At 23.2% G+C, this 25,783-nt stretch carries 24 protein-coding genes; 3 read left to right on the top strand and 21 right to left on the bottom strand.

Translation table 4 applies throughout. The features are described 5' to 3' along the window. Positions 1–4: 4 nt before the first annotated feature. Positions 5–712, top strand: coding sequence for an SGNH/GDSL hydrolase family protein (locus SLITO_RS02240; protein WP_083433342.1), 708 nt, complete (start codon positions 5–7; stop codon positions 710–712). Here the strand turns inward: SLITO_RS02240 and SLITO_RS02235 are convergent. The 8 genes from SLITO_RS02235 to rpsU all read right to left on the bottom strand — a co-directional run bounded on the left by SLITO_RS02235 (position 702) and on the right by rpsU (position 5,933). Further along, complete coding sequence (locus tag SLITO_RS02235) at positions 702–1,313, bottom strand: hypothetical protein (protein WP_075058161.1); 612 nt, start codon at positions 1,311–1,313, stop codon at positions 702–704. The genes SLITO_RS02240 and SLITO_RS02235 overlap by 11 nt on opposite strands. Before the next feature lie 73 nt (positions 1,314–1,386). After that, positions 1,387–1,770 (bottom strand): hypothetical protein, encoded by a 384-nt coding sequence (locus SLITO_RS02230; RefSeq protein WP_075058160.1) that lies wholly within the window; start codon positions 1,768–1,770, stop codon positions 1,387–1,389. A 128-nt stretch (positions 1,771–1,898) separates the two neighbouring features. Next, the gene (locus SLITO_RS02225) at positions 1,899–2,354 is read right to left on the bottom strand and encodes a lipoprotein (protein WP_075058159.1); all 456 of its coding nucleotides are present in this window, start codon (positions 2,352–2,354) and stop codon (positions 1,899–1,901) included. Between the two features lie 10 nt (positions 2,355–2,364). Next, entirely contained in the window at positions 2,365–2,799 is a 435-nt protein-coding gene (locus tag SLITO_RS02220; RefSeq protein ID WP_075058158.1) for a lipoprotein, read from the bottom strand. A gap of 40 nt (positions 2,800–2,839) precedes the next feature. Beyond that, entirely contained in the window at positions 2,840–3,664 is an 825-nt protein-coding gene (locus tag SLITO_RS02215) for an aldo/keto reductase (RefSeq protein ID WP_075058157.1), read from the bottom strand. Positions 3,665–3,781: 117 nt separating this feature from the next. Beyond that, on the bottom strand, positions 3,782–4,891 hold the full coding sequence (locus SLITO_RS02210) for a lipoprotein (RefSeq protein ID WP_075058156.1): 1,110 nt from the start codon (positions 4,889–4,891) through the stop codon (positions 3,782–3,784). Between the two features lie 155 nt (positions 4,892–5,046). Further along, positions 5,047–5,646: a hypothetical protein gene (locus tag SLITO_RS02205; RefSeq protein WP_075058155.1), complete on the bottom strand. Its 600-nt coding sequence runs from the start codon at positions 5,644–5,646 to the stop codon at positions 5,047–5,049. A gap of 122 nt (positions 5,647–5,768) precedes the next feature. Continuing rightward, on the bottom strand, positions 5,769–5,933 hold the full coding sequence (gene rpsU / locus SLITO_RS02200; protein ID WP_075058154.1) for a 30S ribosomal protein S21: 165 nt from the start codon (positions 5,931–5,933) through the stop codon (positions 5,769–5,771). Positions 5,934–6,059: 126 nt separating this feature from the next. Between rpsU and coaBC the strand changes: the two genes are divergently transcribed. Next, a complete protein-coding gene (gene coaBC / locus SLITO_RS02195) occupies positions 6,060–7,229 on the top strand; it encodes a bifunctional phosphopantothenoylcysteine decarboxylase/phosphopantothenate--cysteine ligase CoaBC (protein WP_075058153.1) in 1,170 nt (389 codons plus the stop codon). Here the strand turns inward: coaBC and SLITO_RS02190 are convergent, their stop codons facing one another. The 6 genes from SLITO_RS02190 to SLITO_RS02165 all read right to left on the bottom strand — a co-directional run bounded on the left by SLITO_RS02190 (position 7,230) and on the right by SLITO_RS02165 (position 16,099). Continuing rightward, on the bottom strand, positions 7,230–8,774 hold the full coding sequence (locus SLITO_RS02190) for a PTS transporter subunit EIIC (RefSeq protein WP_075058152.1): 1,545 nt from the start codon (positions 8,772–8,774) through the stop codon (positions 7,230–7,232). 50 nt (positions 8,775–8,824) lie between these two features. Then, on the bottom strand, positions 8,825–10,189 hold the full coding sequence (locus tag SLITO_RS02185) for a hypothetical protein (RefSeq protein ID WP_075058151.1): 1,365 nt from the start codon (positions 10,187–10,189) through the stop codon (positions 8,825–8,827). 308 nt (positions 10,190–10,497) lie between these two features. Further along, the gene (locus SLITO_RS02180; protein WP_075058150.1) at positions 10,498–11,445 is read right to left on the bottom strand and encodes a DHH family phosphoesterase; all 948 of its coding nucleotides are present in this window, start codon (positions 11,443–11,445) and stop codon (positions 10,498–10,500) included. A 14-nt stretch (positions 11,446–11,459) separates the two neighbouring features. Beyond that, entirely contained in the window at positions 11,460–14,021 is a 2,562-nt protein-coding gene (locus SLITO_RS02175) for an ABC transporter permease subunit (RefSeq protein ID WP_075058149.1), read from the bottom strand. A gap of 2 nt (positions 14,022–14,023) precedes the next feature. Further along, entirely contained in the window at positions 14,024–14,782 is a 759-nt protein-coding gene (gene phnC, locus SLITO_RS02170) for a phosphonate ABC transporter ATP-binding protein (protein WP_075058148.1), read from the bottom strand. A gap of 45 nt (positions 14,783–14,827) precedes the next feature. Further along, positions 14,828–16,099 (bottom strand): PhnD/SsuA/transferrin family substrate-binding protein, encoded by a 1,272-nt coding sequence (locus SLITO_RS02165; RefSeq protein WP_075058147.1) that lies wholly within the window; start codon positions 16,097–16,099, stop codon positions 14,828–14,830. 218 nt (positions 16,100–16,317) lie between these two features. Between SLITO_RS02165 and SLITO_RS02160 the strand changes: the two genes are divergently transcribed. Next, positions 16,318–17,814 (top strand): beta/alpha barrel domain-containing protein, encoded by a 1,497-nt coding sequence (locus tag SLITO_RS02160; RefSeq protein WP_075058146.1) that lies wholly within the window; start codon positions 16,318–16,320, stop codon positions 17,812–17,814. Positions 17,815–17,838: 24 nt separating this feature from the next. On the opposite strand, the gene deoC is transcribed toward SLITO_RS02160, so the two are convergent. The 7 genes from deoC to SLITO_RS02125 all read right to left on the bottom strand — a co-directional run bounded on the left by deoC (position 17,839) and on the right by SLITO_RS02125 (position 25,708). Beyond that, positions 17,839–18,504, bottom strand: coding sequence for a deoxyribose-phosphate aldolase (gene deoC, locus SLITO_RS02155; RefSeq protein WP_075058145.1), 666 nt, complete (start codon positions 18,502–18,504; stop codon positions 17,839–17,841). A 1-nt stretch (position 18,505) separates the two neighbouring features. Further along, positions 18,506–19,477, bottom strand: coding sequence for a Gfo/Idh/MocA family protein (locus SLITO_RS02150; RefSeq protein ID WP_075058144.1), 972 nt, complete (start codon positions 19,475–19,477; stop codon positions 18,506–18,508). Continuing rightward, complete coding sequence (locus tag SLITO_RS02145; protein WP_075058143.1) at positions 19,470–20,078, bottom strand: hypothetical protein; 609 nt, start codon at positions 20,076–20,078, stop codon at positions 19,470–19,472. Before SLITO_RS02145 ends, SLITO_RS02150 begins: the two co-directional genes overlap by 8 nt. Further along, positions 20,065–21,213, bottom strand: a complete 1,149-nt coding sequence (gene nagA, locus SLITO_RS02140) for an N-acetylglucosamine-6-phosphate deacetylase (RefSeq protein ID WP_075058142.1) — start codon at positions 21,211–21,213, stop codon at positions 20,065–20,067. Before nagA ends, SLITO_RS02145 begins: the two co-directional genes overlap by 14 nt. 69 nt (positions 21,214–21,282) lie before the next feature. Continuing rightward, the gene (gene scm1 / locus SLITO_RS02135; RefSeq protein ID WP_144416396.1) at positions 21,283–22,455 is read right to left on the bottom strand and encodes a motility-associated protein Scm1; all 1,173 of its coding nucleotides are present in this window, start codon (positions 22,453–22,455) and stop codon (positions 21,283–21,285) included. A gap of 152 nt (positions 22,456–22,607) precedes the next feature. Next, positions 22,608–24,794, bottom strand: coding sequence for an AAA family ATPase (locus SLITO_RS02130; RefSeq protein WP_075058140.1), 2,187 nt, complete (start codon positions 24,792–24,794; stop codon positions 22,608–22,610). A 26-nt stretch (positions 24,795–24,820) separates the two neighbouring features. After that, positions 24,821–25,708: a cytidylate kinase family protein gene (locus tag SLITO_RS02125; RefSeq protein WP_075058139.1), complete on the bottom strand. Its 888-nt coding sequence runs from the start codon at positions 25,706–25,708 to the stop codon at positions 24,821–24,823. Positions 25,709–25,783: the final 75 nt, after the last annotated feature.

Below are 25,783 nucleotides of genomic sequence, written 5' to 3'. Positions count from 1 at the left end.
TAGTATTGATGAGAATGGATTAATAATATTTGAAATTGGTGGTAATGATATCTTAGATGCAATCCAAAAAGGTTTGAAAGAAAAAAATTTTGAAGGTGCAAAAAATATAATTGACTTAGCAATATCTGGTATAAATATTTCTTTAGAAAAAGTAATGAGCAAGGGTGCTTGCGTGTTATATACAACAGTTTCAGATATAAGATTATTACCTTTGATACAAGGTGGTGAGTTAAACGAATATGGTGAAGTTACTGAATTTTCAAGTTTTATAAACAAAAATGAGAAAGAGATGGAATTTATTAATTGTATTTGTGATTATTTTTACAATAAAATAATGAATACTATCGACTTGTTAAAAAATAAGTATAAAGATAAAATTGAAGTATTTGATTTATATAAAAATTTTGGTTCATTAGTTGATGAATATTCAAAATTATATAGAAAAACTTTTAATAGAGAAGTTAATACATTAAATAACTATGGTGTAGATAAATTAATTTATGATAATAAGAATAAAATTTATACAAACCATAATACTACAATTAAAAAAATTGAAAATGTAAATTTAGATGACTTTTTTTATATTGATAATGTACACCCAACAAGATATGTGCATCAATTTATGGGTATTAAAATATTTAATAAAATTTGTGAGCTTTGATTAAATGGAAAAGATCAAATAAAAGAAGAGTTAAATATAATTAGAAATTAACAATAATTTCTTCATTCAAATAATAAGGGCCATTAAATCCGTTGCAAGGCCTAATTTTTGCAATTTTATTTGTTGAATCTATTATATCTACAGTAACATATTTTTTATCATATGATAGTTTGTTAATGTTATATAATTCATTTATTATTTTTGATTCTTTTGACAAAAAAATATTACTAGATAAATTTTTTATATTTCTATTAACAATCTCTTTACTAAGGTCAATTTTTTTAAGCAATCAAACTCTTGCACTTCCTTCTAAATAAATATTATTAATATTTTTTTCTTTTCCTTTTATTACGCTAACAATAAAAGATTTAATTTCGTCCTCATTATTTATTTTTTTTACTAAAAACTCAGTATCAGAATAAAACTCAAAACTTAACATGTCCATTAATTCACTTATTTCAATTTTAATATTAATAGTTTTTTTAATTTTACTAAGAGTTTTTTCCGCATAATTTTTTGAACATTCAATTACTTTATCTTCGAAAAAAATATCATTTTCATTTATTGTTAAAAAGTCTTTTAATAAAGCTTTATTAAACAACTTATAAATCCCTTTTTTAGAGATAAAATCTTCTAATAATTTAATATCCATAACTAAAATATCCTTTTAATATTAAATATATTTTATACTTTAAGACAAAAAAACCAAGCAAGCTTGGTTTATACTAATATTCTAACCCTTTAATTCTTTCACTAAAGTTAGTAATAACTAAAACTGTAAAGAATATAATTGTGAATACTAGAATTGTACTATAAACATAAATTGTATTCATTGAAAAATCAACAACCAATGGATATGTGATAAATAAAATTAATACTACTATTGTATAAACAAATGATAAAATTAAAGATGCTTTAATTTTTACCACTTGTCTAAAACAGAATAATATATTTACCATAGCAGCAGTAATAATTAATAATCCACCAATTACCAATGGAATTACAACAGATAATTTACCGCCTAAAAATAATGTGATTAGAAGTTCAATAAAACCAACAAGTGCAATAAACGCAGATGAAGATAAAATAATTAATTTCCCACTATTCATAAATTTCTCCTTAATAAAATAACTTATATATTATATCATATTTTAAGGGCTCTTTTACAAATAAAAACACCTAAAATAAGTCTAACCGTTATAGGTATCTCTTAATCTAGATGTCAATTTAAAATATCTTATTTTTCTTTGTAATTAAATTGAAATGAATCAAGTTCATATGAATTTTCTACGCTAAAACTTACTTTATATTTTTGATATTGTTCTGGTTTATCATCTTCAGAAGGATTTGGATTAAAATATATTTGACCCATGTAAATCCTATTGTTATCATCTTTTTTTGAAATTTTACTTGATACAAACGGATTCATTGAATAATTCACTCAATTATCATCACCTTTTACCGAACCTTGAAACATTAATTTAAATTCTTGTTCGCTATTTGCATAATAGTCATTTCCAACTATAATCATAAAATTAATTTTATCAGTTTTTCCTATGAAATCATCTTTATCTTGGTATACGTTAACTTTATAAGTTGTAAATCCAGATTCTTCATCACCACAAGAAACAACAGCTGTAGTAGTTGAAGCTATTAAACTAGTAGTTGCTAATAAACCTATAATTTTTTTCATCATTATCCCCCTATTCGCCTGTAAAAACTAGTTCAAAGTTACCGAAGTAATTTGTACTATCTTTAACACAAAACTTAATATTAAATTTATCGTTTTTGCTTGGTTTTTGATTGCTCTCTAAGACTTCTATAACCAAATCTGCTGAATAGATTCTATAATCATTTGATCTTTTTGATAGATTTTTAAGTTTAAAATAATTTACTTCAACATTTTCTTTTTCTGCCTTTACCTCAAATACATATTCTTTATCTGTAAAATTATTATTACCAATAATAAAAAAAACTGAGATTTGATCTTCTAAACTGTTAAGGTCATTTTTATTTGTATATACTTTATTTTCAGTAGTTTTATATCCTTCAACATCATCGCTACCACACGAAATAATGCTTGATGTAGTTGTTGATATAATGCCAACTGTTCCTAATAATCCTAATATTTTTTTCATTTTTTCCCTCCACTATTATTATATAATATCTAAAGAAATATTAAAAATTAAAGTTATCTGGATCTGGACCATCTCTAAACTCATTAATACTATTTATAAGATCAATATCTTCATCGTTTAACTGAAAATCATAAATCATTGTATTTTCTACAACTCTTGAAGGTTTAGAAGTTTTAGGTATTATTACATAACCATTTTGATAAGCTCATCTTAAGCAAATTTGTGGTTCGCTTTTGTTATACTTTAATGCAAGTTTTTTTATTTGTTCGATTTCAAAACATTTACCTCTTATCATAGTACCTCATGATTCAACCAATATATTATGCTTTTTACATGTATTTACTACTTCTTGATTCCTTAAAGCTGGATGTAGTTCTATTTGATTAATAACTGGTTTTATTTTACAAATGGAAATTAATTCTTCAATATGATGCTTTTGATAATTACTAACACCTATAGATTTAACTTTCCCTTCTTCAACTGCTTCTTCTAAAGCCTTATAACATTCATTTCTATACTTTGTAGGTCAATGAACTAATATCAAATCAATATAGTCTAATTCAAGCTCATTTAAAATTGTATCTATAGCTAATTTTGCATCCTCATATTTATGATCTTTATTTCATATTTTTGAAGTTATAAATAAATCTTTTCTTTTTACATCACATTCTTTAATTGCTCTTGCAATAATTTTATGATTTTCATATACTTTTGCAGTATCAATGAGTCTATAACCTGCTGTTATTGCAGCTTTTATTAATTCAACTCCTTCTAGTTCGTTAGTTAGTTTATAAGTTCCTAAACCAACTTTTGGTATTTCCAAATTATTATTCATAATATATTTTTCATTTAAAATATTAATCATACAATCCTCCTTTATAAGTTAATAACTTATAAATTAATTATAATACTTTGAACTACGAAAACTAAATTAGGTACAAAAAAAATCTGCAATTAATTTAGTTGCAGATTTTGTTATTAATTATTTATTTTCTAATTTATAAGTTACTTTAATTGAACCTGTAAATTTGCTATTTGCATTTGTAACTGTTGCTTCAGTAGTTTTTGCTTCACCACTAAATTTAAGATCATCTTTTGTTAATTTACCAATTGTAGTTGAGTTTGCAGTTTTAATTGCATTATAAACTTCTTCAAGTGAAGGTGCTTTTTGTGCATCAGCTACTTTAATTGTTCCTAAATCAGTTTTTTTGATTATATCTGATAATTTTGTAGCTTCTGCTTCTTTATTTTCTAATTTATAAGTTACTTTAATTGAACCTGTAAATTTATCATTTGCATTTGTAACTGTTGCTTCAGTAGTTTTTGCTTCACCACTAAATTTAAGATCATCTTTTGTTAATTTACCAATTGTAGTTGAGTTTGCAGTTTTAATTGCATTATAAACTTCTTCAAGTGAAGGTGCTTTTTGTGCATCAGCTACTTTAATTGTTCCTAAATCAGTTTTTTTGATTATATCTGATAATTTTGTAGCTTCTGCTTCTTTATTTTCTAATTTATAAGTTACTTTAATTGAACCTGTAAATTTATCATTTGCATTTGTAACTGTTGCTTCAGTAGTTTTTGCTTCACCACTAAATTTAAGATCATCTTTTGTTAATTTACCAATTGTAGTTGAGTTTGCAGTTTTAATTGCATTATAAACTTCTTCAAGTGAAGGTGCTTTTTGTGCATCAGCTACTTTAATTGTTCCTAAATCAGTTTTTTTGATTATATCTGATAATTTTGTAGCTTCGGGTGTTGACTCACTTTTTTTTGAATAATTATAATTCACTTCAACACTACCTGTGAATTTTTCAGAGTCTGCTTTTGCTTTTATTTTTGCTTTTAAAACAGTTACTTCTCCTTCAAATTCTACGTCTGAAGATTTTAATCCATATCCTGAGTTTTTGCTATTTATAGCACTAACTATATCTGAAATTGAAGGTTTTTCTCCTTCACCATTAATATCTCCTAAATCTTTTTTTGATAAAGATGATAAATCAGTTTTATCTGTTTCCCCACATGACACAACTGTTGCACTAGTTGTTGCAATCAAACCAGTAGCCGCTAATAAACCTAATAATTTTTTCATTAGTTTCCTCCATTGCCTTAATGGCTACGGTAATAATAACATATGAATAATTTTATAAAATATTAGTAACTAACTTTGGAATTAATTTTATAAAATGAAATAATTTTTAAATAAAAAAACTCTTTCCATTTTTTCGAAAGAGTTTTTATAAAAAATTATTTTGATTTTGATGACTTTGCAGAAGCATTTTTTGTTGTCTTAGTGGTTGCTGAAGTTTTTGGTTTAGCAGAAGTATTAGACTTTGTAGTTTTTTTAACTGATTTTGCAATATTATTAATCTCTTCCATTTTTAGTTCTTTTAAAGATTTTACTGCTGTTTTTTTAATTGCTACAGGTTTTGAAAAATCTGGCATTTTGTCAAGATGACCTGATTTACTTTTATTAATGTTTTTTTGAAAAAACGAGATTCTTTCCTCTCTTAATTCTTCTGCTCTTTTTTTGTTTAAAGGTTTACCTTCTATATAAAGTTTTTTTCTAATCTCTTCTGTTGAACTATGATCTTTAGTATTAAGAATCTTTTCAATTCTTTCTTTATTTTTTATTGATACTCTAACACCAGCGGGTAATTCATTAATATTTGCCTTACCTTTTTTACTTGACATCAATACTCTTGATTGTTTTATCAAATCAACCTTACTAAAATTATCAGCTAAAATAGCTGGTCTTTTTACAGCTTTTAATTTTGTGTCACTTTTAGTTCCAACACTATCGCTAAATTCAATATTTGAATCAAACATTTGATTTTCAGTTCCCATATTATTTTCCTCTCAAATTAATGCTTAAATTAATTATATATTAGTTGAGATTTTTAATAAAGTACTAAATAAATTTATTTTTTTCTTTTACTATTTATTATATAAAAATAAAAAATTTGGAATTATCCAAATTTTTTATTTTGATTTTGTTTGTAAATGCGTTTTTCTTTTTTACTTAAGTGATATTCACGTTTTCTAGCTTCTGATTTATTTGCAGCAGCTACTTTTTGGAAACGCTTAAGAGCTTTCTCAATAGGCTCTCCTTCTTTTACAACAACACTTGCCATTTATTATTCAACTCCAATACAATTAAATTATAAATAACTATTATGAATATGTCTATATTTTTTTATAAATTATTTAAAAATATTTGTAAAATAAGGTATAAAATAGCATTATTAAAGAGGTAACAAATGAAAGTAATAAATTTGATTATAACTGGGGGAATAGCTGCTAGCAAATCTAATCATTTATATGATTTATTAAGTAAAAAATATAAAGTTAATGTAATTATGACTAAAAACGCTCATAAATTTGTCAAATTTAACAATATCAACACATATGATGATATATTTGATAAAGAATTTTATGAAGATAATCACCATTATGCAGATCATATTAAAATAGCGTTTAACAGTGATTTAAATGTTGTTTATCCAGCTACTTATAATTATATTGGTAAAGTTTCATCAGGAATTAGTGATGATTTAGCTTCCCTACTTTTTGCAGTATGTAAATTTGATTGTTTATTGTTTCCGAGCATGAATACAAATATGTATACTAACAAAACATTAGAAAAGAATAAGAAATACTTGTCCAATCTCTCAAATGTATTTTGATACGAACCTAAATATGGTAGACTAGCAAGCGGCGATTATGGAATCGGTAGAGCCCATGAACCAATTGAAGTTTTGGAAATTGTAGATAAATACTTTAAAGATTATAATAATTTAAAAAATAAGAATATCTTAATTAACTTCGGTAGAACTAGAAGTTATATAGATAAAGTTCGTTATATTACAAACTCATCTAGTGGTAAGATGGGTTATGAAATTGTAAAAAAACTTTATAATAAATGCAATAATATTATTAGTGTTTTTGGAGATAATGACCTTAACATTACTCAAAATGAAAATAATATATATGCAAATACAAATGTAGAAATGTTGGAACAAATGATGAAATATTATAATAGTTCAGATATTGTTATTTGTTGCGCTGCTTTAACTGATTATGAAGTTTGTGAAGTTTATCAAGGAAAAATTGAAAAAAGAGATAACAAAAATTTTGATAAAATCAGTCTTAAAGAATCAATTGATGTTTTAAAAGAGTTATCTAAAATTAAACAAAATCAATTTCTTGTAGGTTTTTCATTAGCAAATGATTTTGATATCGATAAAGCAAAAAATAAATTAATCGAAAAAAAATTAGATATGATTGTTATTAATTTAGTAGATACGTTAGACTCTGAATATAACAAAATTAAAATATTAACAAAATCAAATGATATCTATGAATTTGAAAAGTTAAAAAAAAGTGAAGTTGCAGACATAATATTACAAAAAATAAATCAACTAGTATAATTAATTTTGATCTAATTTTAAATTTATTTTTTCAATTTTATCTTTTTTATTTTTATTATATTTAAAATAATAATATGATATAAAAAACATTGTTATTGAAGATAAAATACCAATAATTGGTAGTATTCAAATATTTGTTGATTGGTTGTTGACACTTGGTATAATACCGCTTAATGTAAAATCAAACAATCCAGTAGAAAACATGGTTCCAATTTTAACTTTAAAAATTGATGTAAACATTGCAACTATTCCGTTAAAAGGCGCATAAATGGTGAAAAAGAATAATGGAACTGTGTAGCAAAACATATATTCAATAGGTTCTGTAATACCAAGCAAAAATGCAGTTAGTGCAGCAGTTATATAAACACCCATTTCTTTGCGTCTTTCACCTTTTTTTTCATTTAATAATAATACTAATGCAATAGTTGGAAGTGTGAACATTGAATTAACATATCCACCAGTTATAAATCTAGAAAATCTAAGACCCACGTTCCAGCAATCATTAATCGTAATATAATTATTTGTTAATGCGGCATAAGATAAAAATTGATCTCCTTCTAATTTTGAAAATGTTTCAAATTCGTTTTTTCAATTACTTTCAATTTCAAATATATTGTTTATTTCTGAAGATAAGTTTGATTTTAAATAGTCTATAAAGTTATTAAAATCTTTAAAATTTTCAATTGCATCTTTTATTTTATTTATTGAATCATTTGTAAGATTTGGATTTGTTCTATAAATATACTCTGCTAGTAAAGGCAGCTCATAATCATTTACATTACCACCAATTGAACTATATCACATAGGAGCTTGTCATAATAAACTTGAACCAAAAGGAATTAACATTCTTTGAACTGTTCTAAAAATAAACGCATCTAAACCTATTGGAGATTTCGAAACACCTTTACCAATTCACATCATTAAATACCCAATTATTGGTCAAATTATGATAAATAACGAAGCTAATATAATAGATACAAATGGAGTTAATAAAATCACAAATTTTTCTTTTGAAAAAAAAGATAAACTCTTGATTAGATTTTGATCTTTATATTTATTATAAATAAATGTAATTAAAGACCCAATTGCAATTCCACCAACTACACCTGTGTTAAATGTTTGAAACTTACCAAATAAAAATTCAGTCAAATAAATTTTTGTTTCTAGTTCTTTTCAAAATCAAACAGTAAATGTTTTTTCGTTATTTTTTCAAATAAAAACAGATATAAATAAATTAAATACAAAATAAGAAATTATTCCACTATAGACTGCAGCACCTTTATTATTTGTAAAACCAATTATTATTGCCAAACAAAATCACAAACCTATGTTTGAGAATAAAATTGTCCCCATTCTTTTAAATAATAAACCTGCTGTATTTTCATCAAATAAAGAACCTATAGAATAAAAAAGACCAAAAATTGGCATAAGTATTATAACAAAGCCAAATGAAGATGATAGTTTTTGCAAAAAAGTTTTCATTCTATTTTTAGTCTCTTGACTAATAGAAAATAATTTTTTGTTTTTTGTTTTTTGTTTATTCATATCAATCACAATATAATGTTATACAAAAAAAATAGTATTTAATACACTATTTACTCTTTATTTTCATCTTCAATTAAATTCTTTTTATTTTTAATACCAGCTTTACTTTTTATATTAGTCATTACATTAAAAGCTTTTTGTTTTGATGATAAAAAATTATTTATTACAGACGCTTTTCATTTTTTTTCTAATATATTAAATGAAGTTTCGTACTTTTGTCGATCTCTTTTCAAGATTTTTTTTGTATTTTCAATTGATTTCTTTTTGTGTAATTCAATTGACCTTAATTCTTCAACTTTAAGATCTTTTTTAAGTTGAATTAATTCTTCTTCTATTAATTTTTTATCATTTTCAACTTGTTGGATTTTTAAATCCTTTGCTTTTGATTTTTTCTTTATTTTTTTTATAATTTTTTCTTTTTTATCATCAACATATTTTTTTTTATGATGTATTTTTATGTCATTTATTTCGTTGATTTTCTTTAAGTCATCTGATAAATCTAAAGTATCATCTTTATATTTTTTTTTTAAACTTGATTCAACTGTATTATCAATTAATTCTTGGTCTAGAAAACTATTTTTTTTTTCATCAAATTCGGGTACATCAAAAAAAGTTTTAAGATCAATGTTTAATGACGTTTTTGTAGCGCTTTTTTTCATATTTTCTTTAATTTTTAAAAAAACACTGCTTTGTGATTCTTTTTTTTCATTAGAGAAAGCAGTTCCATCTATTAAACTATCTGGTATGTCCAAAATATTTTTGCAATTATTTTTTGCATGAATAATTGATTGTATTCTCTTTATAATTTGTCTACTATATAGCTTAATTTTTTCAGCTTTATCAAATTCTTTATTTTTTTGAAATTCTAAATATAATAATTTAGCTTTTTTTAATTTTGACTTTTCTAAACTAATTACGTTATTTATTCTAGTTTTTTGAGTGGCAATTTTTTCTAAATATTCTTTTTTTTGTTGTTCAGCAGTAGAAAAATTATTATCTATCATCATAGCATCTCTAAAATTTAGATTTTCTAGTGTATGTTCAGAATTAATAATTGAGTTTTTATTATGTTTTGTTATTCTTTCTAAATCAATGTCTTTTTTCAAAAATATTTGTTGTATTCTTTGTAGGTTATTTTTAGTTTTTGTTATATTTAACTCTTGTTTCAAGTTTAATATTCCACCACTAAGTTTAATACCTTCATAATGTTTTTCCAAAATTTCATTTTGAATTTCAATTAATCTAGCAATATATCTACCTATATTTTCTTTAGTTTCATCATCAGCTTTTGAAAATTCTCCAGTTATAATATTAATAGTAGTTGGACTAATATTTAATTTTACTAAATCATTAATTCTTTTCCTTATTGGAGCGGATAGATTAAAATGTGGTATATCATAACCATTTTTTTTCATAAAAAGCACCTCTTGAATAGATAATACTATATTATTATATCAAAAACCTAGTTAAAATTAAAGGTCCATTTGACTCGTTAATTAAATTTTAAAGTTATTAATATAACTTATATTTTTTAACAAAAATTAAAGAATAAAAGTTTACTTATACCTTATTAAGTTTTTAATAATAATTACATTTATTTTAATCATAAATAAAATTGAATTTATTATACTTTATGAAAAAATATTAATTTTAATTATTTTATTTTAAATATTTTTTTCTGCATAATAAGGTTCTTTATTAATATTCGGTACATAATTTGGTTTTAATTTTGGTTATTTTTTAATAATTCATTGCAATAACTTATAATTTTTTGACATTCTATAAAATCTTTTACTTTAGCACCTGATGCGCTTTTATGACCGCCACCGCCATATTTAATAGCTATTTCTCTAACTGAATATTTTGAAGATCTAAACTCAACTCTGATATGATTATCATTTTGAACAAAGAAAATCCATATTTTAGCACTTTTAAGTTCACCTAAAATATTTACTCATAAAGAAACTTGGTGTGGATTTTTTATTTTATATTTATCTAGAATTTTTTTATCAATAATTATATAAGCAAGATTATTTTGCGTCAAAACATAATTACACAATATATAACCTTTCATTCGTAAATAGTTATCTTCTAATGAATAAATATTATTATAAATTTTATTTATATCAATTTTTTTATTCATTAAAATTGAAGCCGCTTCAAAAGTTCTTGAAGTAACATTTCTATATAAAAATCTATCTGTATCAGTAACTAAACCATGAAATAAATAATAAGCCGTTTTGTTTGAAAATATATAATTTTTAGAATTAAATATAACAGTTAATAATTCACAAGTTGCTGGATATGAGTCATCAACAATTTCAACATCAGCAAAATTCTCAACATTAATATGATGATCGATTTTAAATATTGTTTTTGCCTCTTTCAAATAATTAATGTCTTTAATATCTATTCTGGAAGTTATTGGTGTGTCAGTAATAATGACTAAAGCATTTTTATAGTCTTCTTTTTTTAAATCATTTGATAATCCAATTGAGCTATATTCTGGTGGAACGTGACCTGAGACCAAAACTTCTTTATCACTAAAGTTATCTTTTATAAATTGATATAAACCCATTTGTGAACCTATTGCATCTAAATCTGGAAAAATATGTCTCAAAATTATAATCTTATTGTGTTTTAACAATTCTTTAATAAGTATATTGATCATATTTTTGCTTCTTTCTAATAATTAAGAGTATTTTTTTTAAATCTATAAATTTTTTTTAAACTATTTTTATTTTTTTTAAACTCAGTTTTATCTTTGCTTTTATTAAATATTTCTTTAATATTAGCAATATTTTCTTGGTATTCATTTTTTAAGCCACTTAGATATTCAAATCTAAAGTTTTTTACTACTTTTAAAGATTTTTTGTACTCTTTAATAAAGCTTTTCATACTATCAAATTTGTAAAATTTGAAAGTTTGATTTACAGATTTTAATAAACTATTGCTTTCATTATTTATTTTCATATCTTTAGATAAACTAAACAATTTTTTATTTGTATATGAATAAAGTGCACTTGATTCATCATATGATAATTCAATTTTTTGATTTAATAAAAATTCATTAGCTTTGTAATAAATAAATTTTCTTTTTTTAATTATCAATATAATTCAATCTATAAAAATTGGGTTTATATTATAATTAATTTTATTTCGTAAAACTGTTGTTAATGCTTCTATTAAAAATGTAAATACTATTATTCCAAATAATAGTGCTCCAAATTCATGAAAGTAATGATCTGAAAAATAAGTGTTTAATAAATAACCCATATTACCAGCACCAATAATTCCAAGTGAAGATACCTCTTTAAAGTTAATATCAAATCTATAAACAATATAAGAAACAATGTTACTTGAAGTTTGAGGAATTATTCCATACTTGAATCTTTGTAGTCTATTTAAGCCAGTTGCTTGAAGTTGAATAACTATTTTTTTATTAATATCTTCAAAAATTTCTCTATTATATTTTGTAAGCATACCTATAGTTCCCATAGCAAGCGCAATAGCTCCATTAAAAGGACCCAAACCAACAAGTACTATAAATATAATTGCATAAATATATGTGGGTATTGCTCTGATTATTGAATTAACAGCTACGAAAAATTTTGCAATGTAAAAGTTTACAATTGTTTCAGAACTTAATAAACCTAATATATATGCAAATACAACCCCTATTGTAGTTCCAACAATTGCTATCGATAAAGTTTCAAAAATTAAACTAATTACAGAATAAGGTGCACTATCAGTTTTTGAAAATAATGATTCCCAGTTTATTTTAAATATTTCTAGCAGATTTTTATTATTTGTTTTTATAGTTTCACTTGGTTCAATATGGAACTCTATTGTTGAAAATGAATAAATAAAAAAAACTAAAATTAATCCATAAAAAAGCGTTCTTTTAACTCAAAATTTAGGAGATTTTTTATAAACATTTTCTATTGTTAAATTTTTTAAATACTTCTCTTTTTTTATTTTTAATTCGGAGTTTGATTTTTCTAACAAGTCTGATTTCATTTTTTCAACCTTAATATTAAAACTTGTTAGATATATTTTATCTATTCTAACATATGATGATAAATCTTCATTGTAAATGAATCATTTTTTGGAGTTAACTTCTTTTGATTTTAATTCCTTAAATTTTCTTTTATCGTCTAAAATTAATTTATTATGAATTTTTTTAAAATCTTTAATTTTCATTTTTTTTAAAAATCAATAATTTATTTTTTCTTTAATAGATTTCCTATTTTTTGGATGATTTATATTAAAATCTCTAATAATTTCATTATTAATATAAAATCTTAAATTATTCATTCTTGTTTTTTTCTTGACTTTATTAATTATTTTATTGTTTTCTCTTTTATCTAATAAATAATCACTATCTTCTAATATAAACTTTTTAATAACGTAGATTAAAACTTCCATTATAATTACTACCATTATTAATAAAAATAATAGAAAACCTGCTCGATCCCATTTTTGTAAACTTATATTATCTTGAATTAATTGACCAATACCAACTGATGAAAGACCACCAATTATAGCAATATATCTAATATTAGTTTCTAAAGAGTAAAACGTAATTGATACTATGTTATGAGAAATTTGAGGAATAATTGCTGCTTTAAAAGATCTAAACTTTGAAGCACCCGTAGCTTGTAAAGATCTATAAATATTAAAATTAATACTTTCTATTCTTTCATAAAATAATTTACCTGTAACAGAAAAAGTAAATATTGCAATTGCAATTGCAACAGATAGCGTAGTTTGTCCAAAATATCCAATTAAAAATAATGCAAAGGTAAATGCTGGAATTGTTCTGAAAATTGCCATTATAGATTTAAAAAAACCATTAATTATTTTATTATGAACTATGTTATTAGAAGAACACAGTGCTATTGGAATGGATATAATAACCCCAACAATTGTTCCTGCAAAAGACATTATTATTGTGTCTAAAACAGATTTAAAAGCATTATCAATAAATTTCTCTCCAAATATATTTGGAGTAGTGTATGCTTTAAAATCTCACTTAATCATTTCTTTAAGTGTTTTGCCTAAATTATCAAAGCTATTAAAAAATTCTGCTCAACTTCCCTCTAGATATGCAAAACCAAAAATAACAATTAATATTGTTAAAATACTTATAGAAATACCAAACAACCTAGTTGGTTTTTTTGAAATATTGTTTCCAACCTTAAATACATTTCGTGAAAAAACTGAACTTATTTTTCTTTTAATCATTTTTATTTTGAAAAATCTTCTCCATATATTATCCTTAATTTTTCTTCACTTAAATCATTAGGTTTTCCATCGTAAACAATTATTCCATCTTTAAGGCCAATTATTCTGTCAGCATATTTAATAGCTAAGTCAATATGGTGAATATTTATAATAATTGTAATATTATCTTCTTTATTAATTTTTTTGAAATCTTGCATGACTTGATTTGCAAGTATTGGGTCAAGAGCAGAAACTGGTTCATCAGCAATAATTAACTTAGGCTCTTGTGATAAAGTTCTTGCCAAAGCAATTCTTTGTTGTTGACCCCCACTTAGATTATCAACTCTTACATATGCATAGTCTAGTAAGTTTAATTTATTTAAGTTAGTTAGTGCAATCATTTTATCTTTTTTATTAAAATATCCTATTAATGATCTTAAAAAACTCATTTTAGCAACTCTTGAATTTAAAACGTTTCTTAAAGCTACTTGTCTTTCAATATTATTATATTCTTGTGACATAAGTCCTACTAATTTTCTAAGTTCTTTTAATGATTTGCCTTTTAACTTATTTACATCAAATTTTAAATCATTGAATTCTATAAATATATCACCTGAGTTAATTGAAGTAAATTTATTTATCGTTTTTAGTAATGTAGTTTTACCAGCACCAGATAAACCTACAACTGCTAAAAATTCTCCATCTTTAATTTCTAAATTAATGTTACTTAAAGCATGTTTTCCATTTGGCCATACTTTATTTACATTTATAAATTTAATCATTTTTCCTCCACAAAAAAATATGTAAACATTACATATTTTAAAGTATTATAAACTTTCAACTATTTCTTTTATACTTGCAAGATTTTCAACGTTATTTGATATTATTTTATCTCTTTGTATTTCAAATTCTTTAGAAGTTTGATCATTACCAACTCCAACATAATCATTGTGACCGTATAAATCAAATACTTCTTTTAAACTTGGATCTTTAACAAATTCTTTAAATGCTGTTCTTAAAGTTGTTGCTAATGTTTCATCAACTTTTTTTCTTGAATACATTATTCCATCATTTGGTATTCCAGTTGTTGCACCAATTACAATTGTATTTTTGAATGCTTTTTGTAATTCTGCTAAGTCATTTTTTAAATCATATCTTATATCTGCATAACCAAGTGCTAAACCAACTGTTCCATCAGCTACTTGTTGTGCTGCATTTACATAATTTGATTGCTCTGTACTACTTTTATAAATATCTCTTAACTCAGTAGGTTTATCTATACCTAATGTTTTATTCATTCAAAGTAATGGGTATAAAAGAGAACCACTTGAAGTTTTGCTACGACCTAATGATAAACTTTTTCCTGCTTCTTTAATTAGTTTAGCCATTTTATCTTTATCTTTAACTGATTCGCGAATATTTTTCTCATTAAAATCTTCTTTTTTTGATAAATAATCTTTATTTGCAAAAATGTATGATCTATAATAACTGACTTGATTATTTTTGTCATACAATGCTTTGTTAATATTATCGCTGTTAAGTTCTAATTTCGATTCTTCTTTGCTTTTATTATTTAAATCAAAATTTTTGTCTAATAAATCATTATATTCCATTGATAAATTAGCTAAACTTTCTAAAGTTAAGTCTTGACTTGCTCCTTTTGAGTCAGAAAATACTCCATTATCCTTAAATGCAGAATAATTGGTTTCTGCTGCTAAACCATCCCTAGATGAAATTAATAGTACTCCTGCATCACTATAAGTACCATCATTATTTGATTCACCTCTAAATGAATCATAAGTATTTACTGGTAAAAATGCTAAATCAGATTTGCCTGCTTTCATCGAGCTTCCTGCAGCTTCATAGTTTAAAGATGTAGTAATTTTTACTTTTTTAGTAAAATTAGGGTCTTTTGCTTTTAAATAACTTTCTAATTTATCTTGAAGTGGTTTTACTGTATTTTGAATATCTGTCGCATTAATTGATGGTACAAAAGATATGTTAAATGTATTACCATCATCTCCTCCACAAGAAATTATTGATGATACTGGTGCTACTAAAATTGAAATCCCTCCAATAATAGATAATATTTTTTTCATTTTTCCTCCGAACATAAATATCATTTTAAATATTTATGAAAAATAAATAATAATGTAATTAGAAGCATAATAAACACTTATAGACAACTAGTAACTACAATTTAATTATATAAAAAAAATATAGGTTAATAAGAAATAAAAAAAATATATAATTAGATTGTTAAGCAAAGTATATAAAACAATCAATAAATAGATGTAGTTGGAGATAATTTGATATAATGATAAGTTTATTTAAAACAGATGGTTACAAGATTGGACACAATGATCTTTTTCCAGAAAATACAACATTCCTTTTTGCAAATATAACCCCTAAAAAATTTGACTCCTTTAATAAAGATTTAAAAATAAATAAAAATCCTATTGAATACATTTATTCATATGGGGTTGATTACACCATTAATAAATTAAAAGAAGAATGAAATAATAATTTTTTTAAACAAAATTGAGCTGATGTAATTGAAGATATAAATAAATTAACAAATCATACAAATATTAAATTTTCATCAGAAATGATAAAAGATTTTAAGTATCTACACTCAGAAATTAAAAAATTACCAATAGATTTTCTAACAATTGAATATTATGAAAAAAAAATAAATAAAAAAATTAGATTAACAGAAGATACACCACTTGTATTTTTATGAAATACAAATCCAAGATATTGATGGTTAGTTGATTATATAGAAACATGATTCATTAGTGAATTATGACCAATTTTAACATCTGGTAATGTTAGCTACCAACTAAAAAAATTAGCATTAAAATATTCAATAGAAACTTGCGATAATGAAAATCATGTAAAATATCAATTTCATGATTACTCACAAAAAGGAATATGCACTAATTATGGATCAATAAAAACAGGAATTGGTCATTTAATGAATTTTGTAGGTAGTGAAAATCTTCCCAGTATCAAAGAACTATCAAACTACCTAACAAATTTTATTGTTACAAAAACTCCATTAATTGGTTCAAGTATCTATGCATTAGACAATTCAATAATTTTTTCAGGTTCAAAAGAAGGAGAATATGAATACTATGAAAAAATATTAGATAAATATCCAGATGGAGATTTATCTATTTATACTGATGCTTCCAATATCATTAATTTAGTAGAAGTTTATATTCCTAAACTAAAAGATAGGATTTTAAAAAGAAATGGAAAAACACTTATTAAACTTGATTTACAAGATTCCTTAGATTTCCTTATTGGTAAAACAAAAACAAGTGTATTAGGACAAATATTTGAAAGTGAAAAAGTTGGACTTATTAAGTACCTAGATAAACTTTTCGGACATACTATAAATAACTATGAATATAAAGTATTAAATGAAAAAGTTGGAATAATTGTTGTAGGAAACATTACTTATGAAACATCAGATAATATATTTAGTTTATTGAAGCAAATGGGTTATGCAACCAGTAATATTTTATTTGGTATTGATGCTACTAGTTATTGTTGTAGCATAAAAAAAGATTCTTTAAATATAAACCAAAAAATTACGTTTGCAAAAATTAATAATAAAAATGTACTATTACAAAGAGAGTCTTTTAAATTAATATTAGAGTCATCTAAGGGTGGTTTGGTTAGATACTTGTTTGATGATTTAGAAGAAGATTATATTAAACTTAAAATTATTGATGGTCTATCAATCTCAGAGTGAAAAAAATCACTTCCAATTGAAAAATTAGATAAAATTAAATGATTATTTTAAAAAAAGTAGTTTACACTACTTTTTTTAATAATTATTTTTGTTGCTTTCTCCATTTACAATCTGTACTCCACCACTTGTGCCAAGTCGGTCAGCTCCATTTTCAATCATTTTGATTGCGTCTTCTGTAGTTCGTACACCTCCTGCTGCTTTAACTTTACAAATATCTTTTACAACACTTTTCATTAATTTAACATCATCAAAAGTTGCTCCTGATTTAGAGAATCCAGTTGAAGTTTTTACAAAATCCACATTTGCCTTTAAAGCAATTTCACAACATTTAACAATTTCTTCTTTAGTTAGTAAACAATTTTCAAGTATTACTTTTACTACTTTATCTTTTGCGACTTCTTTTACCTTTTTAATATCATTATAAACATAATCTCAATTTTGATCTTTTACTGCACCAATGTTAATTACCATATCAATTTCTGTTGCTCCGTCTTCAATTGCTTTTTTTGTTTCGAAAACCTTAGTATCTGTTAAATTAGCACCTAAAGGAAAACCTATAACTGTTGTAATACCAACATTTTTATTTAATAAAATTCTTTTAGCATCTGATATTCTAAAAGGATTTATACAAACTGTTGCGAAATTATTTTCAATTGCTTCATTACAAATTTTTTTGATATCTTCTAATGTAGCATCTGGTTTTAAAACTGTGTGATCTATATATTTATTTAAATTTTTCATACTAACCCCTATTTAGTTGATCTTCTTCAACTCTATTTAATGTTCTTAATGCCTCTAAAGATATTTTAATTAAATAGTCTCTCAAAGCAAAATCATTTTCATTAATCATTTTTGCAAAAACCATAATTTCATATACTAAATTATTTTCTTCTAGTTGGAAGTCAATTTCATTAACTGAATTATTGTCATACTTGTGTATTTTTATAGATTTAATATTTATTACATCTTCAAAACTTAGAGTTATACCATCAGATAATATTTCGTTGCTTATTGTACCATTAGAAACTTTACTGCAAGTTATATTAACGAGTACACCACTTTTATGCTTTAATATTACACAATCATTTAAACCACTTTTATTATCTAATTTTTGTCCTAGAGCTTTTACTATTTCTACATCACCAAACAATGCAACGCTAAGTTCAACAGGATAAACTAATAAATCATATGTTGATCCTCTTCCTAGATTATAATCAAATATATTATCAATGATTCTATTTTTTAAGTTATTTATTCTAGATGTAACTTTATTTAAATTTAAATTTACCATAAAAGGTTGAAATGATTTTGTAAATTCAATTAAATGTCTAAATTGTGGTAAATGGATTGTTTTGTAGGCTTCCATAAATATTACTTTATTTTTATTTGCAATTTCAGATAATTCAATTGCTTGTTTGTAATCTAGTGTAAGTGGTTTTTCTAATAAAACATGTTTTTGTTGTAATAAGAAATATTTTGCTTGTTCATAATGCATTCCGTTTGGTGAAGCAATATACACAGCATCAACTTCATCAACTAAAGTTTCAAACTTATTAGCTGAAGTAGCATATATAGAATATTTATTAATTAGTTCTCTTGCTTTTGTTTTATCTCTAGAATAACAACATGAGACTTTTACCAAACTGCTTGTTAGTGTTGCTTTGATAAAATCCTCAACAATTTTAGAAGTTCCAATTGTACCAAACTTAATCATTTTCTTTTTCTCCATCTTTAAATGGGTTAACATATTTACCAGATTTTTTTAAATCCATCATTTTGTCTTCTTTAGGTTTTGTTTGGGATTTATTTTTCAAATTAGTTTTTGGTTCTACTTCATCTCATGCACTATTAATCATATGTTGTTCTTTAATTCTTGTTAAACCCTCTAAAATTGAAGATATGATACCAAAAATTATTTGAATTACAAGAATAGAAATAATAAATGCAAGAATATTACTTTTTATAAAATAAATACTAGAAATTACAATAATTGACATAACATAAGATAGAAATAATAAAATAATTGTAATTGAAACATAAATTAATTCTTTTTTACTATATTTATAGCCAGTTTTTTTATTAACTGTAAATCTAATAATAAAAAAAGATGTAAAAGCAATCATTGAAGCAATTAGAAAGAAAATAGTTAGAGCTAAATAAGTTTTATTTTCTATAAATAAAGAATTTGCATCTTTTTGTTCTTTTAAAACTTTTAGTAATAAAATAAAACTTATTAAATAAATAAATAAATAACCAAAAGTAAATAAAAATTTATTTATTATAAGACTTCTTGGATTTATTTTATTTTGATTCATATAAAATTCTACCTTCTACTATTGTTTTTAATATATTTAATTGATCATCAAGAACAACCAAGTCTGCTTTTTTATTAATATCAATACTTCCTGTTTTATCAAAAATATTTAACTGTTTAGATATATTTATAGAAGTCATTTTAATAAGTTCATTCATTTTAATATTTCCAATTGAATTAAAGAAAGTTCTTACATTATGATCATAAGTTGCCCCAGCTCCTGCTAAAACACCACTATCTTTTAAACTAACTTTCATACCTTTTTTAATAACTTCTAAATTTCCTAATTTATACTCTCCATCATTTAATCCTTTTGCATTCATTGCATCTGTAATTATGCAAATCCCCTCTGGACCCTTTATTTTATATATAAGCTTTAAAGTATCAGGATTAATATGAATACCATCACTAATAACTTCACACAAAATATCGTCTTTATATAACGAAAATGATGCGAGTCCAGGTTCATATTGTGATACACCACTCATTCCATTAAAGAGATGAGTAATGTGTCTAAAACCAATTTTATAGTCTTTTTCACATTCTGAAAAACTTATATTTGTATGACCAGCACTTGGAATTATATTATTATCTAACAAGTACTTTGTAAAGTTACCATCTTGAAGATCTGGTGCATAAGTTACAATTTTTATATTATTATTTGAAGCATCAATTAATAATTTTAAAGTACTAATATTTGGGGGTTCTAATAATGAAAGTTCATGTGCACCTTTTTTTTCAGGTGAAATAAAAGGTCCCTCTAAATGAATTCCTAAACATTTTGCTCCACTAATGTTCTTTTTATTCATAAATAGGCTAAATTGTTTCATATAATTTAAATTATTATCCAATGAGTTAGTCACACTTCCTTGAACATAGCTTGTTATACCCTCTTGAACTACTTTTCTAGAAAAAGTTTCAAATCCTTCTAGAGTACCTGTTTCAAAATCGACACCATAACCACCATGTACATGGCAGTCAATAAATCCAGGTAACAACCAATTACCTTTTAAATCAAGACCGTCAGCATCATATGAACCTTCATTTATTTTTTTTATAATTCCATCTTCAATTTCCAATCAACCATTATTAATAATTTTGTTTTCCAAAACTATTTTTGCATTTTTAATAATCATATTAACCTCCAATATGTATATTTTAATTTAAATTATTAATTTATTGTTAAAAAAAAGATAAAATAAATTTTATCTTTTTTGGAGTTTTACAAATCCAAATTCAGCAAAAATTGCTGCAGTAATTGTTAAAAACGGAACGAAAGATGATACTGAGGAATGAACTTTTATTTCTTCTTTGAATAATATTCATATAATTAGTTGCAAAGACAAAACAGTAAATAATAGAATCATAATTTGAAGAAACATTAATAAGTTATAATTAAACCTTTTGATTTTAACAACTCTTGCCATACCAATTATTAGGGGTGTAAATACAAGTGGTATACTACATATTGATATGATTGATAATATTATTTGAAAACTATTTTTGTAAGGATGAACCAAACCTGGAACTGCTACAGTTACTAAAAAGGCTGCAGTAACAATTCATAATCATTCATTTTTTAAAATAAGTGAATAGAATTCTCTTTTAGAGTCAATTCTAATGTTTTTTAATCACATTCTAAATTTTGAGTGCGAACTATTTCTTATTGATATGAAAGTTGCAATTCAAATTGATCCAAAAATTATAAATGTTATTCCTATAATAGGTAAGAAAACTACACCAAATACTAAAGAAGCTACAAGTAATCCATAATTAAAATTTTCACCAAGTATATATTGAGTATTAAATTTGTTGATTTTAAATAAGTATCCATTTGAAATTACTTTTAATAAAGAAATAACTGAAAATGAATCAAAGAAACCACTTTTGAAATAATCATTTAAAGAATCAACTTTTTTAAATTCAACTTCTAATCCTGAAAACAACCCCAAAGTTATTGAAATAAAAACTAGTAACACAATAAATGATATATACATTCCTCATTTTCCAAGAAATTTTGCAGTTTTATATTTATAATCTCTTCTTATATTATGAATTATAATTGTAAAAATATATATTGTTAGAAAAAGAAAGAAGAAAGAAAAAGACAAAGGTGTTAAAAAAACTCAAAATAACGAAAATACTACAAAGTTAAATGAGTTTAAGGTCATTATAGATCAAAAACCTTTATATCCAAAAATAAAGTATGCTAATTCAAATGGATTAGTTATGTTATTTCATATTGATTCATCAACACCTGAATTTTGTAACTCTTTGTTAATATTTATACTTTTAAATAATGAAACACTCATAATTATCGACACTAAAAACAATAACGTAAAAAACAACAATGTAAAGAATATTCCTTTTTGCTTCATAAATTTCCTCTCAAATTTTTAAAATTGATTTCTAATAAGATTTTACATTTTTTTAATGTTTTTATTAAAACTTTCTTAAAATAAAGCACTTTATACACATACTAAAATTTATTTAAATATTTTAAAAAATAAATATTAAATGGTATATATTATTAATTATTTTTAATACATTCAATTAATGTAGTTTTTCTTGAAGGACTTAAATAATTTGCACATTTTAATAATAAATTTTTATCCGATATAATGACAAGATTTTTTTTCGCTCTGGTAATTGCAGTATACAACATTCTTTTATCTACAAATCTACTGGTATATGAATTGGTATTATCTAATATTAATATTACATTTTCATATTCGCTACCTTGCGTTTTATGTATTGAACAAGCATAATTCAAATCAATGTTTTTTAAATATTCTATTGGGAGTTCAATGTTCCTTGAATAGAAATCTAAATAAATTTTAGATTCTTCATCATTCTTAACATATTTTTTAATAAAACCTACATCACCATTAAATAGTAATAACTTAATATTATTTTCATTAAAAATTACTTTATCATTTTCTTTGTAGACCACACTACCTTTTTTTAGTTTTATGCTTGGATTAAGGTTAGCAAATCCCTGAAGATAATTATTTAGATTTTCTAATCCTAACATATTTTTATACATAGGAGCAATTACTTGTATCCCATTGATTGAGTCCTTAATTTCTAATGGACTATATTTATTATAATAGTATTTGATTTTATCAAATACTTCATCAATATTATCATTATGATAAAAAGTAATATTTTTAAAATTATCAAATTGAATATTATTTGAATTTGATCAAATTTGATTTGCTAAAATTGGAATGTCGTTTTCTTCTGACTGTCTGTTATTTAAAATTAAATATTCTGTTTTAAAAAATTCGCTATTTATTAGGTCTTCATATAGATTCCCATAGTCAACACTTGGTAATTGGTTTATATCTCCAATTAAAACTAATTTTTCAATATCACAAATTCCACTTAGTAAATTTGAAAATAAATGATTACCTAATATAGAAGACTCATCAATAACTATCATATTTTTTCTAAGCATATTGTTTTTGTTAATTTCATAAAAATCATTGCCTGAATATTTTAAAAGTCTATGTATTGTTGAAGTTTTTAAATTATCAAAGTCTTCTTTAATTCTTGATGCTGCCCTTCCAGTTGGAGCAAGGATAGAATAGTCGTCTTCATTTTTGTTATATATAATTTCATAAAGTCGAACTATTGCATTTATTAAAGTTGTTTTACCTGTCCCAGGTCCACCTGTTATTATCAATACATTATTATGCACAAAACTTTTTAAAGAGTTAATTTGCTCTTTATTAAATTTAAAATTATCAATTTTTTTTGATTTACTAAATTCATCTTCAATTAATTTTATTTTTTCATCAATAAAAGCTTCTTCAAAATTTTGTAAATTGTTTTTATTTTTTATCTCAATTAGTTTTTTTGATATAAAAACTTCATCTTCATAACTTTCTTTTGTATAAATTTTTTTATCCTTAAAATATAATAATTTTTCTTTTTTAGCATATAATAATTTATTAAATACTTCATTATATGTTAAGTTTAAGTTAATTTTTTTCTTTACTGTATCTATATCTGTATATGTATTTTTTGTTTGATAAAGAATTTCCTTTACAATGTTATAAACTAAAAAAGATATTCTAACTTCCCCTAATTCATCGGCATTAAATGCTAAAGCAACTTTATCAACTTCTTCAAAAGGTCCTAAATTATTTTCAAAAGCATAATTATAAAAATTATTATTTAAAATATCTTCAATTATTTTGTTATCATTAAAATCTTTTGTAAGTTTATATAAAAATTCTTTTTTTAATTTTTTTGTTATAAATATATCTATAAAATTATTTTTTAATTCTAATACAGTATTATAAATTATTTCAGCTTTAACATTAGTCATGTTTTTTATATTTAATAAATCATTTTTGTTTTTTAATATATTATTTATAATATCTTTTTCAAAATAATTAACAATGTTTTCAGCAAGTTTTTTTCCAATTGTTGGAAATAGTGGGGAACTAAGATATTTAATTACAGTTTCATTATCATCAAAGTCTTTTATATTTTTAATGAGATTAACTTTATAATTTATTTCTTTTCTAATTTTATCTTCAAATTGTTCAGCTTCAATCTCATATATGTAATCTTTTTTCATATGAGCTATATCTCCAACAATTTTTATAATCTTTTTAGGATTGTCTAAAAAACTAAATAACGCTACTCCATATCCAGTTTCTGAGAAATATATAAATTTATATATTTTACCTTTAAATGTTTTCATAACTTATGTACCCACAATCTTTAATGTTATTTTTCTTTTTTTATTAAATTAATTATGTTTTTAATAAACTTTGATTGATTAATTAATAATTCAAAATTACTTAATTCATTAATTGTTTTGTCTACTTTTTTAATTCTAATTAATTTTTCATTAGTATCAATTTCAATATCTTTATCATTTTTTTTCTTTTTATGATTTTTAAAATTACTTATTAATTTCTTTTTATAATCAATATATTTATCTTTAGATATAATTTTTTCATATTTAATAATTTGATTATTAATAGTTTTTATTTGTTTTTCATTTATTTTTTTTGACTCTTTTGTAATTAAATGTAATTTTTTTAGTTTTTTATGAAATTCGATATCATAGACTTTGAAAAGATCAACATTACCTTTTAAATAATTCTTTTTATTATTTTCTAGTATTAATTTCAGAACAAGCATAAATTGTTCTTTTATAGAAGTTTTACCATCAATAATAATTTTTTTTGACTTAGCTATTTCAAATTCCATATATAACAACTTAAGAATTTTTTCTTTTTCATTAATATTTTTTGATAACTCAAAATATTCTTCATTGTATTTTCAATAATTATTATAGTTTTGATTTTTGAGTCATTCAATTTGCATTTCTAAATTATTAATTCTTTCAATTCTTTCATAATCATCCAAATCAATTCAAATAAGTAAGTCTCTATTAAAAAAAGCACTTTTTAAAAATCAACTAATTGAACCATCAATTACAAAATCAACATTGTTATTAATTATATCTGCATAATCATTTGTAACATTTCTATACTCATTGTAATAAATATTTTCAGCTGAATAGTATTTTATATTTAATTTTCTTGCTATATATTTCGCTAAAGAAGTCTTACCCGAAAATGGTTGTCCTATAATTTGTATTATCATAGATGCTCCTTTTATTTATATAATTATATAACATTAAATATTAAGTTAACATTATAAAACCAGTAAATACTTACT

It is taken from the genome of Spiroplasma litorale, assembly GCF_001267155.1.
Lineage (GTDB): Bacteria > Bacillota_I > Bacilli_A > Mycoplasmatales > Mycoplasmataceae > Spiroplasma_A > Spiroplasma_A litorale.
This window is presented reverse-complemented; position numbering and strand designations above follow the sequence as displayed.